Source organism: Candidatus Villigracilis affinis, assembly GCF_016705895.1.
GTDB classification, from domain to species: domain Bacteria; phylum Chloroflexota; class Anaerolineae; order Anaerolineales; family Villigracilaceae; genus Villigracilis; species Villigracilis affinis.
Genome location: NZ_JADJKT010000037.1, coordinates 359,768 through 374,976 on the forward strand (window position 1 = coordinate 359,768; position 15,209 = coordinate 374,976).

Consider the following 15,209-nt stretch of genomic DNA (forward strand, 5'->3'; position numbering starts at 1 on the left):
TAGACTTTTGACCATATATTTATTTGAGAATGTATCCTCGATATGTCTCGCGAAAAATACGCGCGACTACTCGACCAGCAGTGTTATTTTGGAGTTTTTCCCACGATCCAAGTCAGCAGGGTGTTGCCGACGACGCCGAGGCTTTCGGCGGAGACTTTATCGGGGGTGTCTTGCGTGGTGTGCCAGTAGGGATAATCGAAGTCGATGATATCGACGGCGGGGATGCCGGCTTCGAGGAAGGGCGTGTGATCGTCGAGCATGGAATATTTTTCTTCGTTGATGAACTTATCGCCGTAGCCAAGCTGGGCGGCGATGGCCCAGATCTCGGTGCGGATGGCGACATCGGAATTTTGCTCGAGGTGGATGTTCAAATCTGAGTCGCCGATCATATCTACGATGACAACTGCTTCAGGCCGAACGGGAATTTCTTCGGCGAAGGCGCGTGAACCTAAAATCCAATCCCAGCCTTCGATGCGGCCGTTGTCTTCGGTGTCGAAGAATACCAGCCAAACAGGGACGCTGTCTTCGGGGAGGGCACGCGCCAGTTCGAGCAGAACGGCCACACCTGAAGCGCCATCATTTGCACCGGGGACAGGTTTGTTGAGGTTGGTGGGCTGCGGGTCGTGGTCGGCGATCATGCGGGTATCGTAGTGTGCGCCGAGGATGATCTGCGGTTCTGCGTCGCTGCGTTTGGCGATGAGGTTGTACACGGGATGCCCCATGCGTTCGGTTTCGTGGACTTCGACGGCCCAACCCGCGGATTCGAGTTCGGCTTGCATCCATGCGCGGATTTTGGCGTGACCGTCTGTGCCAGGAATGCGCGGACCGAAATCAACCTGCGTTTGCACGTCTGCGTAGGCGCGGGAACTGTCGAAGGAAACAGGATCAGTTTCACGGTTAAGAAAGGAGGCGATGTACCAGCCTGCAACCAAGGCCAGAAGAGCGAAGATCGAAGAGAGGTAAATGATGGCGGCGCGTTTGGTCATGTGAGGAATTAGAGATTAGGGATTAGGAGATTCAAGTGATTGTTGAGTGCGGCGGTGGCACGGTCGGCGTAGCGTTGACCGCGTTCGCGTTTGCCGATGCGTTTTTCGAGTTCGAGCGGGGGGAGGATGCCGAAATTGGCTTTCATGGGTTGGAAGTCTTTGAGGTCGGCGTGGGTGATGTAGTGACAGAGTGCGCCGAGCATGGTTTCGCGCGGGAGGGTGATGGGAGGTTTTCCTTGAAGCAGGTGTGCGGCGTTGAGGCCTGCGAGCAGACCCGTGGCGATGTTGCCCATGTAGCCTTCGACGCCCGTGATCTGGCCTGCGAAGAAAAGGTCGTCGCGGGTGATGTGTTGCAGGGTGGGGCGCAGAAGTTTGGGCGAGGCGATGAAGGTGTTGCGGTGCATTTGACCGTAGCGTTCGAACTCGGCCTGCTCAAGCCCGGGGATCATGCGCAGGACGCGTCTTTGTTCGGGGAATTTGAGGTTGGTTTGAAAACCAACGAGATTATACAAACTGCCTGCAAGATTATCCTGACGGAGTTGGACGACGGCGTAGGGGCGTTTGTCTGTGCGCGGATCACGCAAGCCGACAGGGCGCATGGGGCCAAAGGCAAGTGAATCTGCTCCGCGTTCGGCGATGATCTCAATGGGCAGACAGCCTTCGAAGAATTGACCCGCTTTCACGCCAGTGCGAATTGCTTCTTCGAAAGAATGAAGTTGAATACGTTCGGCGGTTTGAAGCGCGTTGACGAAGGCGTAGTATTCGTCTTTGGTGAAGGGACAGTTAATGTAGTCGCCTTCGTCCTGGTCGCCCTGCCCATAGCGCGAGGCGCGGAAGGCGATCTGCATGTTGATGGAATCCGCGTGGACGATGGGGGCGATGGCGTCGAAAAAGAAGAGATGTTCATCGCCGCTTAGTTTGGCGATGGATTGTGAAAGGCTTTCAGAGGTGAGTGGTCCGCTGGCGATGATGACGGGGGAATCGGGAATTTCCTTCATCTCTGCGCGGATGACTTCGATATTGGGGTGGCTTTGAATCTTTTCGGTGACGAGACGCGCGAAGGCTTCACGGTCCACGGCGAGGGCCGCGCCTGCGGGGAGAGCGGAGGCTTCGGCGCAATCGAGCAGCATGGAATTCAACTGCCTGAGTTCGTTTTTGAGGACACCCGAGGCGCGGTCGGGCAGGTTGGAGCCCAGTGAGTTGGAACAGACCAACTCGGCAAGGTCGCCTGTGAGGTGCGCGCCTGTAGGGTTCGCTGGGCGCATCTCATACAAGCGGACTTTGAATCCGCTTTGGGCAACCTGCCAGGCGGCTTCACTGCCAGCCAGTCCGCCGCCGATAATGGTGAGGGATGTCATAGGGAAGGTATTTTACCAGTGGATGGTGGGCGATATGGGATGGATATGGGGACGATATGAGATGGATATGGGACAAGCTACCTGTTGGATAAAATACGGTGGAAGGCTTGAGACTGAGAAATTTCGTATAGTTGTCAGGGTAGGATGCCAAGATTGAGATGTTAGACAGTCGAAGGAGTGTCGAAGGAGAGTCGAAGGATTCCCCGTTTCAATGACTTTGCGAAGCAGGGAAATCGGCGTTGATTCATCTGGATGTGCATGAGGTATACTGGGGAAAATAATGGGGTAACCCCATGCCAACAGAAGCCGATACCTGTAGAACTTACATAGTCCCGAATTTACATACCGCTGGCTGGGATGATGAGTACATCACCGAGCAGATGGTATTGACGCGCGGACGGATTGTGCCGTATCTCGATAGCTTCCCGCTAGCACGGGACCTTCGGCAAGTGTGGCTTATGTTCCACAAGGGGATGATATTACAGTCCCAGACGGGAGAGGAATTGGACACGTTGTTACCGTCCGTGCTGGATAGGGCGTTCAAGGGAGAGTTGTGATGGCGGAAAACCGTCCACGAATAAAACCACGAATTCACGAATGGATGACGCAGGATTCGTGCATTCGTGAAAAATTCGTGGATGGTCTTTGGACGCGGCTGGTGGCGGTGCGGGAGTTACAGTCCGCTACGGGGGAGGATTGGATGCGTTGTTACCGTCCGTGCTGGATAGGGCATTTAAGGGAGAGTTGTGAGATGTTCAGTTCTGAAACTAAGCATGAGCAAGTGAAATACAAAGCTAGTGTATTGATTGTCGATGATTATGAAGGATGGCAAAATCTTCTTGCCGTATATTTGTCTAATCTAAATTATCAGGTGGAAGTAGCGGGATCATATTCAGAAGCAAGTTCCATCTTAAATGAAAAGCCTATTGATATTGCTGTCATTGATCTTCGGCTAGATGAAAGCAATCCATCGAATCTTGATGGATTGAAGGTGATAGAACAAATTCATAATACAGGAAAACGAACCAGCGTAATAATTTTCAGTGGATACATAACAGTTAACTTGATGAGAGATGTGTCACAGAAATATCAAATTTTAGATTTCATTGAGAAAGATTCTTCTTGGAAAAAACCTAGTGATTTCTCCAAGAACGATGACCTGCCTTTAGATAAACTTATTAATGCTATAGAACGAGGAATTCAATCTATGGATGAAAATAATCGTTTTCGATACTTGCTACAGGTGGCAATTGACCTGTATGCGAAGACACAGAAGCGACAATTCGCTGATGTGCTAGATGAGATGAATGATCAACTAGGTTATGGTCGCAATTCAATGACTATCCAAAAATGGTTGCGTGAAAACACTATTCCGAATTCTGCTGAACTGGAGTATTTTGCCAAGAAGATTACAAGCTGCCACAAACTTAGATTCTGAATGGTTAGAAAAATTCTACACTGCTGCAGGGTATGAAGTTCCAAATAATTTGGTGATTTCCGAGAAAAGTGCAACTGGTAATTCGTCAGGGGTCGTTGTGACGGCTATTAATAGCAATATTATTAAGGAATTATATAAGCCTAGCGATCAACCTGCGGATATATTTGTCTCTTATGCAAGAACTGATAACAAGGTTGTCGAGAGTGTATACAGGTCGCTTAGAAACAAAAAGCACAACCCTTGGATGGATGTTTATTCCATAAAAGGTGGTGAAAACTGGTTCAGGGCTATTAGCAAAGCAATTGATGAGTGTGAAATTTTTCTCGCAGTTTTATCAAATAATTCTGTCTCAAGAAGGGGAGTCGTCCAAAAAGAGCTTAAAAAGGCTATGGATAAATGGGAGGGGATGCTGCCCGATGATATTTACATCCTTCCATTAAGGATTGACGACTGCCCAATTCCAGAATTGCTGAAAGATCTTCACGTAATCGATTGGGATAATGGAAAGGGAGAAAAAAAGCTGTTAGATGCAATTAGAGTAGGGTTAGCAAGAAGGAAAGCCCGTGGTTAGGAATACATTGCAAGTGCGGCTGGCGTCGCTGCGGGAGTTACAGTCCGCTACGGGGGAGGAATTGTCCGCGTTGTTACCGTCCGTGCTGGATAGGGCGTTCAAGGGAGAGTTGTGAAAGGAGTGAATCATGACACATAAAATAAATGATACTGAGAAAATTGAAATTCTGCGACAGGTTCTTCCCCAATTTTGGAACGAAGCAGTACATTGGCGTGAAGATAGTTGGAGATTTACTACTTGGCTTGTTTCAGCGTTTCTTATAATCGCTGGTGCTTCGGTTTATACAAACAAAGGATTATTGTTTGCTGCTTTAATATTGCTAGCTCTCTCAATTGGAGGAACGGTTTATTTGTTGAAAAACTATAAAAGCTATCAAGACAGAATTAATCTGTTTATTCAAGTGGAAGAAGCCCTCTTATTCTTTGAAGAGGACATTTATATTAAGGGTCGTAGTTTGTTGCCCAAAGATCATCTCAACCGAAAAATCACATGGCGTGGTCAGGGAACATACATTGGCATTATCTGGATTGTTGCAATCGCTTCCTGGATTTCAATCGCTTTTCAAGCATTAAAATAATTGAGAGGAAAGCATGGAAAAATGGATTAAGAAAGAAGAAATTCATAAAGGAAAAATATTCTCGCTTATGGGTGGGCAAGTTTCTTTAGATAATGGAGAAATTGCTGTCAGGGAATATATCCAACATTCTGGCGGTGTTGCGATAGTTCCAGTTATTGACGATAGTGTTATCTTGATTCGTCAATTCCGAATTTCCATTGAACGTGAACTGATTGAACTGCCAGCGGGCAGGCTTGAGCCCAATGAAAACCCAATGGATTGCGCTGCGCGTGAATTAGAAGAAGAAATTGGTTACCGTGCCAACAAACTAATTCCAATTGCTTCCTATTTTGCTTCTGTCGGAAATTCAAACGAGAGAATGTATTTGTTTTTGGCACTCGACCTTGAAAAAACAGAACGGCAATTGGAAGCCGATGAAAGAATTCGAGAAGTAGCTATATCGCTTGAAACTATAAAAGAAAAATTGAGAGATCAGGAATTTGAAGACTCAAAAACCATAATTGGGTTACGAGAAGCGCTTGCTTACTTTGAAAGTAATGGTGGCTGATGGTTGCGGGTATCGTGGCGTATCTCGATAGTGTCCAAGCGCGGCCGGCGTCGCTGCGGGAGTTACAGTCCGCTACGGGGGAGGAATTGTCCGCGTTGTTACCGTCCGTGTTGGATAGGGCGTTCAAAGGTGAACTATGAGTGAATATCAATATTATGAATGGCAAACGATTGACCGTCCCTTGAATGCGTCTGAACAGCGCGAAGTAGGCGGGCTTTCCAGCCACATGGACACAGTCACGTCCACACAGGCGGTTGTCACCTACTCGTGGGGAGATTTCAAACATGACCCCGAAAAAATATTACTAAAATACTTCGACGCATTTCTGTATGACTCAAACTTTGGTATGCGGCGGCTCATGTTCCGCCTGCCCAAAGACCTTGTGGATGTTTCCTCCGTCCAGCCATATCTTTTTGAAGATCGGATCATGCTCGAAGAACACGGCAAATATTTCGTTCTTGAGATACAGCTCAATGAAGATTCGGACTTTTTTGAATGGGTCGAATCGGATAGCGTTCTCGGTCAACTCACACCCCTGCGCGAGCAACTCCTGCAAGGCGATACACGCATGCTATATCTTGCCTGGCTCAAAGTTATTTCGATGGATGATCCCGAAGAAATGGAAGAGGAATTCGAACCGCCCGTGCCAACGGGATTAAAAAAATTGAATGCCAGCTTGCAAGCGTTTGCAGAATTCTTTGAAATAGACTCGCACCTTATCGCTGCCGCGGCGGCTGCCAGCAAAAATGCGGTATCTTCTCCCGAGCCAGATCTTGAATCTGCGATTGCAAAATTGACTCGCGCAGAAAGCGACGCCCACCTGCTTCAAATCGTTCGTGGCGAACCTGGCGCAATCTTGTCTTTGAAAAAACACCTTAGCCAATTGAGCGGAGGAAAGCCGCCTTCGCAGTTCCAGTCAACACGCGTTGCGCGCGAATTATTTGAACAAGCCGAGAAAATTGAAATGGCGGCGAATCGCAAAGCGCAAGAGGAAGCCGAACGCAAGAGAATCGAAAGATTGGAGAAATTCGCACAAGAGGATGAAGCTCATTGGGCGTATGTGGAAAAGCTTCTTGAGCAGAAAAGCGGCACAACCTATGATGAGGCTACAAAACTGTTGGTTGAATTGCGCGATATGTCGGAATTCAAGCAAAGAAAAAATAAGTTTATCGAACGTTTCAAAAATATTCGGGAAAAATACGGCAAGAGCACCGCACTTTTAGAACGCTTTCGCCGCACAGGTTTATTGTAAAGTGCTCAACTATGGAAGTTGCGATCATTCGTGCTGTATTTATGAAAATAAAAATGAACAATCGTGATTGGCGCGACAAACAAGGATGCATTGTGGTTTATCTTGATAGCTTCTTGCTAACGCGAGACCTTCGGCAAGCGCGGCTGGCGTCCCACAAGGGGATGATATCGCTGCGAGAGTTACAGTCCGCGACGGGGGAGGAATTGTCCGCGTTGTTGCCGTCCGTGCTGGATAGGGCGTTCAAGGGAGAGTTGTGATCCCCTCCGCCTTCGGCACCTCCCCCAAATACGACATTGAAAGTTTGAATGTCAATAAAGCGCTTGCCTGTCGTATTTGGAGGAGGCTGGGTGCGGGCATAGTGCTGCGGGAGTGGGCGTTTTAGGAATAGTGGTAACCACTGTACAAGAAGATTATTATGTAAGGTGAAAGTAATTAAACTTGGAGGAATAAATGAAAATATTCGTCGGTGGATCGTTACGGGATATTCCAACACACGGAGACCTGGGCACCAATTTATTCAGCGTTTAGGCGAATTAATTGTAGAACGCGAGCACATCTTGTTAACTGGATGCCGTGGGTCTTTGGATAAAACAATTGCTGAGGCTGCTGGTCAGTGGCTTGAAAGAAATGGGCGCGATGCTCGCAAGCAAATAATAAGTTACAGGCTAAAAAATGATGAGCCTGCACACAGAGTTGGCCGAATTCAAGTCTCAAGGCGAACTGATTGGGAACTTACACATCCTGATTTAGATTCTCCTGAACAAATTTCTGATGCCGATGTAACCATCTTTGTTGCGGGTGGTGAAGGAACATTTTTCGCCGCAAATTGGGCAAGAATTGCAGGGAAGCCTGTTCTCGGAGTCGGTCAATTTGGAGGGGCAGGTGCATCTCTTTATGAAAAGGAAAGAGAGCAGTTTGGAAGGAGATATTCACATCTTGTATCCATAGAAGATTTCGACAACCTCAATCAGGATACTGATAATGTATCTCAGTTGGCTGAAGACGTACTTGCCCTTTGCGAAAACCTCACCATCCCAAACACCGTTTTTATTGTAATGCCATTCAAAGAAGAGTTTGACGAACTCTATAAGGTATACAAGGCAGTGTGCAACGATTTTGGATTCGATGTGGTAAGAACTGATAAAGTCTACTCCTTGGAGAAGATACTCCCGCGGATTTTGAACGGTATTCGACATTCTGCTTTTGTAATTGCCGATGTGACAAAAACCAGCCCAAATGTTTTTTATGAAATTGGATTTGCAGAAGGACTTGGAAGACCCATTATTGCAACTGCAAAAGTAGGTACGAAACTTCCTTTTGACATTGCAGATACCCCTGTTACATTTTGGGATAACTTGGATGATCTCAAGTCAAAACTGGAGCCCATGATTAACGAGGTTAAGATAGGGTTGGGAAAAGGGTATAAGACGAATAGGTAAAAAATGGATCATCGCGATGTGTCTCGATAGTATCTAATCACGACTGGCATCCCAGATGGGGATGATATCGCTACGGGAGTTACAGTCCGCTGCGGGAGAGGAATTGCGCCGAAGGCGGACGTTGTTACCGTCCGTGCTGGATAGGGCGTTTAAGGTGAACGATGAATATAAACCATGTGAAATATGAAGCGTTGCCCTTCCCGATGGAACGGCAGGTAACGGTTCAAGGTGGCCGCCTTGCGTCGCGGAAACATACAGTCCACGCCTTGATCGAAGTGGATGTGACCAAACCGCGCCGCATGATCCACGAACATAAAACGCGCACTGGTGAAACACTATCTTTTACTGCTTTCGTCATCGCTTGTCTCGTCCAAGCCATAGACCAGAATAAGCGGATGCACGCCTATCGTGATTGGCGGAACAGGCTTATCATCTTTGATGAGGTGGATGTGAATACGATGGTAGAGGCTGAAGCAGGCGGACGAAAAAGAGTCATACCTCACTGGGTTCGTGCGGCAAACAAGCGCACATTAAGAGATATTCATGATGAGATCCGTATGACCAAAGCAAAACCAGAACAGACCCGTGAATTTGGGGTTAAATGGCTTGGTCTCCTGCCTGCATTTGTCTGGGATATTTTCTTCTGGTTCATTTTCAAGAATCCACACTGGTTAAAAAAGAGCTTCGGCACCGTTGGTATGACCTCGGTTGGAATGTTTGGAATGGGTAGTGGCTGGGCTATTCCATTTGGCCTACATACGCTTGATGTTGCGCTTGGCGGTATTGCAGAGAAACCTGGCGTCGCGGATGGACGTATTGAGATTCGCGAATACCTGTGCATGACCATCAGCTTCGATCATGACATTATTGACGGTGCGCCTGCTGCGCGGTTTACTCAGCGCCTCAAAGAATTAATCGAGAGTGGCTATGGGATGGAAGAATTTACAATGGGAGAACGCGATGATGGTGAAGGTTAAGCGACAAGCACTCGCTCAGGACGAAGTTGCCGTATAATCAATGTGTCAGTTGTAAGTTTTCTGAAACCTATAAACCAAGGAGAAAAAAATGGCATATTCATTGGACACCAAAGTCGGCGATATTATGAAAGACACTCACGCGTTGGAGATTCTGGAGAAGCACGTACCAGGGCATCTCCAAGAATCCCATGATCGGAATGGCTAAAGGATTTACCCTGAAGCAGATCCTAGCCATGCCGCAGGCCAAAGACGCTGGGCTAACCGAGGAGATGGTAGAGAAAGTGCTGACCGAGATCAACGCTCGGAAGTAACTCACTCCACCTCGTTTTTGAATATTTGAAACACGAACGGCTTTGGAAGCAGAAATGTTTTCGAAGCCGTTTTATTCCCTAAAGAAAGGAAAAACGATGGCTGGCAAATATATTCCGCTTGAAAAATACCTGCGCGGTCTTCCTGAAAGCCAAAGAGAAGTTACACTTCGCTTTGAGCAGATCGAAGAAATCTTGAATGGCAAATTGCCGTTTTCGGCTTATGAATCTAAGAAGTGGTGGGAACATGAAAAGGAAGGCAACCATGTCAATGGGCGCTCGTGGACCAATGCTGGCTGGAAGGTCGATTTGGTCGACTTGAGCGGGAAGTGGGCGAAATTCATCCGCACTGAATGAAACCAATACCCCAATTGACACCAACAAAAAATCTGGTAATCTTATAAAAGAATTCTGCACCACCCGCATTCGCCAACGATATTGACATAACCGAAACAAGCATACGGGATTAAAATAAAAATATGGACACACAACAGAAATATCTACTCGTCGTCGAAGACATCCCCGACATTCTCAAACTGCTGGAAGCGACCCTGGTCTTCAAAGGCTATCGTGTGGTCACCGCCCCGAATGGTCAGGAAGCCCTGGAGATCATTCAAAAGGAACACCCCGCGGTGATCATCACCGATATTTTGATGCCCAAAATGGACGGGTTTAGTCTTGTCCACCGTTTGCGCATCAACCCTGAGACCCGCGACATCCCCGTGGTATTCCTCTCTGCAACCTATGTAGCCCCCGAAGACAAGGCTTTTGCCATCGCGATCGGGGCAACCCGTTTTCTCGAGAAGCCTGTCGCGCTGGAGGAATTCCTGCCCACCGTGGAGGAATTGTTAACCAGGGTGCCCCCGCAGGCCCTGAATTGGTCAATGAATTCGATTTCTACGACGGCTATCGCAAGCGCCTCGAAACAAAGCTGAATCACAAGATCACCCAGATCGCGCGCGATGAGCATTTGGTTAAGACCCTGCCAGAATTAGAGAAGGCTTCCTCGAGGCCTCTCTGCGCCTTGCCATCGAAGAGCGGAAAGAAATCGAGTTGCTGTTGACCCAGATCCGTCTCCAACTTGAGAAATTGTCCTTCCCGTTTCAGGTACATCACAGGCCATTGTAGTGGGGGCGGATAAGCAGACGGTCAACGCCCAAAGAGTGTGGAAATTAACTGCATCGCTTTTGTCCGGTCATTCGGCTGTTCCCAATCAGCCGTTCTTACCGGACCTGCAATCTGGTCTGGCCTCCGATCTGCCGCTCGCCATCGAAAAAGTTTTGAACACCATCGTCCAGACCGTGCCCTGTCAGGGTGCATGGCTGGCGATCCGCCGCGGGGAATCGCTCGATATTCAGGCGGAATGGAACGATTCGAAAGCCAAAAACCTCTCCCTGCTCATTGACACAAATCCCATTCTCCGCCGCGTGAATCGCAGTCTGACCGAATTGATCATCCCGCGTGGACATCCCAACTGGGAGACCCTTCCCGTCGGTCCGATGAAGCCCGCCACAAAAGTATGGGTCGGCCTGCCACTGGTCATCGGTCAACGCTTGATCGGTGTGATTGCGCTTTGGCGTCAAAGTGAATTCTCACGCAATGAACTCGGTCAGCTCCGTGATCTTGCTTCGCGCGTATCACCTTCTGTGGAAGTGTTGGTTACTTTCTCAGAAATGGCCGCGCATTTGCGCAGACTTGGCCTGCTCAACGACTTCGTCCTTACGGTCTCATCCGCTCAAAGTTTGGACCAGGTGGCACGACGTATGTTCGGCCTGCTGGCGCGTGCATTCAACACCGAGTTGATCGCCCTCTTTCTGCGTTCCAGTGATGGACGTGTGCTGCGCGATTACCGCATGCTAGAAGGCAAATTGAATGTGCTCAACGTTTCACTGGCGGGGCATTCCATTCAGCCTGTACTAAAAGAAGCGCGTGTCCGCCGTGTGATGGATGCCGTCAAAGACGGACTTGTCCCTGTATTCAAAGGCGCACGTTCAGTACTCATTGTTCCCCTCAAATATCGTGGACAAGCCATCGGCGTCCTCATCATCGAGAACCTGCATGCTGAGGCGTTCAGTCAGTACGACGAACATCTCATGGTTGTGATCACCAGTCACATGGCAGGCTTGATCGAGTACACCCGTCTGCGTGAAGAAGCCGAAGGTCGTGCCCGAAGTCTGGGGTTGATCCATGAAGTGGTTCAACAGGTTATCGGCTTGAACGATAAAAAAGAAGTCGCACACATCACCGCTGAATTGGTCGCACAGTATTTCAAATATGAACTTGCCGCCATTTTGCTGGTGGATGACACGGGTACATTTTTCATTCAAGGCATCGGTGGTACCCAGGCCGCAACCGTCCAAATGGCGCTTGCCGAGCATCAGAACAATGAATTCATCATTCCTGATGGCGTCACTGGTTATGTCTCGCGGACCGGTGAAAGTGTTTTAACGAACGATACGAATCAAGAAAAACTGTATAAACCCATCAAAGGCTGGGAGGCGCACTCCGAGATCTGCGTAGCTTTGAAAGATGGCGAAAATATTCTGGGCATCATTGATGTAGAGAGCCGTGAACAGAACGCCTTTTCACACAATGATCTGATCGCAATGGAATCTCTGGCTGGGATTCTCGCTTCGGTCATTTCCAGCGCAAACCAATACCAAAAGTTACAAGAGACCATCCGTCAGTTACGTGCGATCGAGATCGAGTTGAATTCACGCATGGAGGCGCAGCGTTCCGCAGAAAATCGTCTCATTCAGGCTGCGAAACTCGCTGCGGTGGGTGAAATGGCGGCGGGCATCGCTCATGAGTTGAATAATCCACTGACCACGGTTACAGGCTTCTCTGAACTAGTTTTGGAGGAACTGCCCGCTGATTCAGCACATCGCGATGACTTGGAAATGGTTCTGCGTGAGGCGCGCCGCGCCAGTGATGTTGTTCATCGTCTGCTCGATTTTTCGCGGCAGGGTGAGCGCATCCGCACCCGCGCCGACTTGAACGAAGTGGTCAACGATGTCATCGCATTGACGCGGCATCTCATTCAAACGAACGGCGTCAATCTAACACTGGAGTTGAGCGACAGCCTGCCCTGGGTCTCGATTGACCGTAATCAAATGAAACAAGTCCTGCTAAATCTGATCCACAACGCTTTGCAAGCCATGCCCAAAGGCGGCGAATTGTTTGTAAATACAGCCTCAGCCGTGCGTGCTGAGCGCGATTGGGTTATCATGGCGGTCAAAGATAGCGGCATCGGTATTTTGCCTATAAATCAAGACCGTATTTTCGAGCCATTCTTCACCACAAAAGGAGACAGCGGCGGTACAGGCCTGGGTCTCTCCGTAACCTATGGCATTGTCACAGATCACGGCGGGAGCATTGATATCTCAAGTGAGCCTGACAAAGGCTCTACATTCACAGTCTGGCTGCCGATCTAAGCATGGAAACTCCATTTGTTCTTGTCGTCGATGATGAACCCGGTATTGCACTGCTTTGTAAACGCCTGCTCTCGCGTTCGGGCTACATGGTGGAAACAGAGACCGATCCGCGCAAGGCCATAAACTACCTGAAAGAAAATAAGATTGACCTGCTATTGGTCGATATCCGCATGCCCGAAGTGGATGGCTTCGAAGTCATTCAGCATGCCCAACGGCTTCAGCCTGATGCGGCTGTGCTCATCATGACTGGTCACGGCACAGTTGAAACCGCCATTCGTGCGCTGCGTCAGGGCGTGGATGGTCTTTTACTCAAGCCCTTCGGCAAAGGCAGTGACCTTGTCGATGCGGTCAAACTGGCGCTTGTTGATTGTCAGCAAAAGCGCGATGCCGCGCGCACACAGGCATTGCGCCCGCTTTTTTCCGTCACCGAGTCCCTGCTTTCCGAAACGCGGCGTGAACCATTGCTCGATCTCATCATCAGCGCCATTTGCACTCACTTGCAATGTTCGCATGCCGCTTGTTTTCAACAGAATATCGAAACAAAAGAATTCTCTTTGCTGGCATCCCGCGGCAGGGAGGTACCGAAAAAATTCTATGACTTGATTTCCAGTGTGGATGAATCTGCCACACCTTTGATGATCAATGCCAGTGGACCGGGCCAGACCACCCTGAGATCGATTCTCACTGACCTGCGGCTTGGTGCGGCGATCCTGACGCCGATTCAGCGCCCAAACCTACGCATGGTGGTGTATGCCGCACGCAACCTGAACGAGCTGCACTTCCGCGAATCTGACCTCGAACTGTTCCAGATCCTCGCCCGCCAAGCCGCCGCTGCTCTGGAAAATGCGCGTTTATATGCTGAGCAATTGGACTATGTCCGCAAGGTGGAAGATTCGCAAAAGGCATTGCTTCAAGCCGAGAAGATGGCCGCTGCAGGGCGCTTAAGCGCATCTATTGCACATGAGGTCAACAACCCGTTGCAGGCCGTGCAGAATTGTCTACATCTCGCGGGGCGCGAAGACCTGCCTGCCGAAAAGCGTCAGGAGTATTTCAACCTCGCCCGCACTGAACTTGAGCGCCTGACGATCACCGTTCGACGCATGCTCGATTTTTACCGCCCCGGCGCAACCTCTCTTGAAACGGTCGATCTGGTTGAGATGCTCCAATATATTCTGAACTTGATGTCAAAACAACTTTCAGAAGCCAACGTGAAAGTTGTTGTGGACTTTTTTGGAAAGATATCACCCATACAGGCAGTGGGCAGTCAGATCCAGCAAGTGTTCATCAATTTGATATTGAACGCTGTGGATGCCATGCCCGAAGGCGGTGTGTTAAAGATCATTGCGCGTCAACTCAAAGAAGGTGTCGAACTCATGTTTCAAGATCAGGGCAAGGGAATTCCCGAAGAGAAACAACCTAATATTTTTGAACCATTTTTCAGCACAAAAGACGGCGGGACAGGTTTGGGATTAACTGTGAGTTACAATATAATCACCGCACACGGCGGCGCATTAGAATTGCTCCCTGAGCGCGGCCCCGGTGCTTGTTTTCGAATATTCTTACCCATAGGAGGAGAACATCAATGAAGTCCAATATTCTGGTGGTCGATGACGAACCCGTAGCCCGTCAATCTCTAGCCGATATTTTGAAGCTTGAGGGCCACAACGTAACAGCCGCTCCGAATGGACAGGCCGCAGTGGAGTACGTCCGTACCCATCCCATCGACCTGATGATCGTGGATTTGCGCATGCCCGGCATGGATGGCTTGGAAGTGGTGCAAGTGGTGAATCAGATCTCGCCCGAGACAGAGGTGATCTTGCTCACGGCGTATGGTTCGACCGAGACTGCCATCCAGGCTTTGCGATTGCGCATTCACGACTATCTTTTAAAGCCCGCTTCTCCCGCTCAGGTGTTGGCGAGTGTGAAGAAAGGGCTGACGCGCCGCACTTCGAAATCACGTACAAGCAGCGCCGTGGTGGCCGATGCCGATGAAGCGATGTCGATATTCTCGCTAAAAGATGGCACCACAGTCGATCTTTCCCGCAGACAGATCAAACACAAGAATAAAGTGGAGCATCTTACGCCTGCTGAAGGCAGGTTGTTGCGGATTCTGATTGAGAACGAAGGTAAGGTTTTCTCACATCGGGAGTTGGTTTTACTGGTGCAGGGCTATGACACTTCGCAGCGTGAAGCTCCGGAGATCCTGCGCCCTCTAGTGAGCCGCTTGCGGCACAAACTGGATCAGTTCCCCTCGCTTTCCGAACGCGTGGTGAGTGTACGCGGAACGGGGTATTTATACGAAGGCAATAAATAGCGATCATG

General features: G+C 49.2%; 14 protein-coding genes. 12 read left to right on the plus strand and 2 right to left on the minus strand.

The annotated features are described in order from the left end of the window. Window positions 1–83: 83 nt before the first annotated feature. Both IPI86_RS20350 and trmFO read right to left on the minus strand, forming a co-directional pair. Window positions 84–986: a M28 family peptidase gene (locus tag IPI86_RS20350; protein ID WP_345299846.1), complete on the minus strand. Its 903-nt coding sequence runs from the start codon at window positions 984–986 to the stop codon at window positions 84–86. 8 nt (window positions 987–994) lie between these two features. After that, on the minus strand, window positions 995–2,344 hold the full coding sequence (trmFO, locus tag IPI86_RS20355; RefSeq protein WP_345299847.1) for a methylenetetrahydrofolate--tRNA-(uracil(54)-C(5))-methyltransferase (FADH(2)-oxidizing) TrmFO: 1,350 nt from the start codon (window positions 2,342–2,344) through the stop codon (window positions 995–997). A gap of 556 nt (window positions 2,345–2,900) precedes the next feature. Here trmFO and IPI86_RS20360 point away from each other — a divergent pair. The 12 genes from IPI86_RS20360 (at window position 2,901) to IPI86_RS20415 (ending at window position 15,201) form a co-directional block, all read left to right on the plus strand. Beyond that, window positions 2,901–3,782: a response regulator gene (locus tag IPI86_RS20360; protein ID WP_345299848.1), complete on the plus strand. Its 882-nt coding sequence runs from the start codon at window positions 2,901–2,903 to the stop codon at window positions 3,780–3,782. Continuing rightward, window positions 3,742–4,353 (plus strand): toll/interleukin-1 receptor domain-containing protein, encoded by a 612-nt coding sequence (locus tag IPI86_RS20365; RefSeq protein ID WP_345299849.1) that lies wholly within the window; start codon window positions 3,742–3,744, stop codon window positions 4,351–4,353. Before IPI86_RS20360 ends, IPI86_RS20365 begins: the two co-directional genes overlap by 41 nt. Window positions 4,354–4,480: 127 nt before the next feature. Then, window positions 4,481–4,930 carry a hypothetical protein gene (locus tag IPI86_RS20370; protein ID WP_345299850.1) on the plus strand — a complete coding sequence of 150 codons (450 nt, stop codon included), beginning with the start codon at window positions 4,481–4,483 and terminating at the stop codon, window positions 4,928–4,930. Window positions 4,931–4,943: 13 nt separating this feature from the next. Beyond that, on the plus strand, window positions 4,944–5,477 hold the full coding sequence (locus IPI86_RS20375; RefSeq protein WP_345299851.1) for an NUDIX hydrolase: 534 nt from the start codon (window positions 4,944–4,946) through the stop codon (window positions 5,475–5,477). Window positions 5,478–5,613: 136 nt separating this feature from the next. Continuing rightward, window positions 5,614–6,729, plus strand: coding sequence for a hypothetical protein (locus IPI86_RS20380; protein WP_345299852.1), 1,116 nt, complete (start codon window positions 5,614–5,616; stop codon window positions 6,727–6,729). 581 nt (window positions 6,730–7,310) lie between these two features. Then, window positions 7,311–8,168 carry a hypothetical protein gene (locus IPI86_RS20385; RefSeq protein WP_345299853.1) on the plus strand — a complete coding sequence of 286 codons (858 nt, stop codon included), beginning with the start codon at window positions 7,311–7,313 and terminating at the stop codon, window positions 8,166–8,168. Between the two features lie 161 nt (window positions 8,169–8,329). Then, complete coding sequence (locus tag IPI86_RS20390; protein WP_345299854.1) at window positions 8,330–9,145, plus strand: 2-oxo acid dehydrogenase subunit E2; 816 nt, start codon at window positions 8,330–8,332, stop codon at window positions 9,143–9,145. 407 nt (window positions 9,146–9,552) lie between these two features. Beyond that, complete coding sequence (locus IPI86_RS20395) at window positions 9,553–9,810, plus strand: hypothetical protein (RefSeq protein ID WP_345299855.1); 258 nt, start codon at window positions 9,553–9,555, stop codon at window positions 9,808–9,810. Between the two features lie 122 nt (window positions 9,811–9,932). Continuing rightward, on the plus strand, window positions 9,933–10,388 hold the full coding sequence (locus IPI86_RS20400; protein WP_345299856.1) for a response regulator: 456 nt from the start codon (window positions 9,933–9,935) through the stop codon (window positions 10,386–10,388). Between the two features lie 192 nt (window positions 10,389–10,580). Continuing rightward, window positions 10,581–12,887, plus strand: coding sequence for a GAF domain-containing protein (locus IPI86_RS20405; RefSeq protein WP_345299857.1), 2,307 nt, complete (start codon window positions 10,581–10,583; stop codon window positions 12,885–12,887). Window positions 12,888–12,889: 2 nt separating this feature from the next. Further along, window positions 12,890–14,473 (plus strand): response regulator, encoded by a 1,584-nt coding sequence (locus IPI86_RS20410; protein ID WP_345299858.1) that lies wholly within the window; start codon window positions 12,890–12,892, stop codon window positions 14,471–14,473. After that, entirely contained in the window at window positions 14,470–15,201 is a 732-nt protein-coding gene (locus IPI86_RS20415; protein ID WP_345299859.1) for a response regulator transcription factor, read from the plus strand. The genes IPI86_RS20410 and IPI86_RS20415 overlap by 4 nt, the downstream gene beginning before the upstream one ends. Window positions 15,202–15,209: the final 8 nt, after the last annotated feature.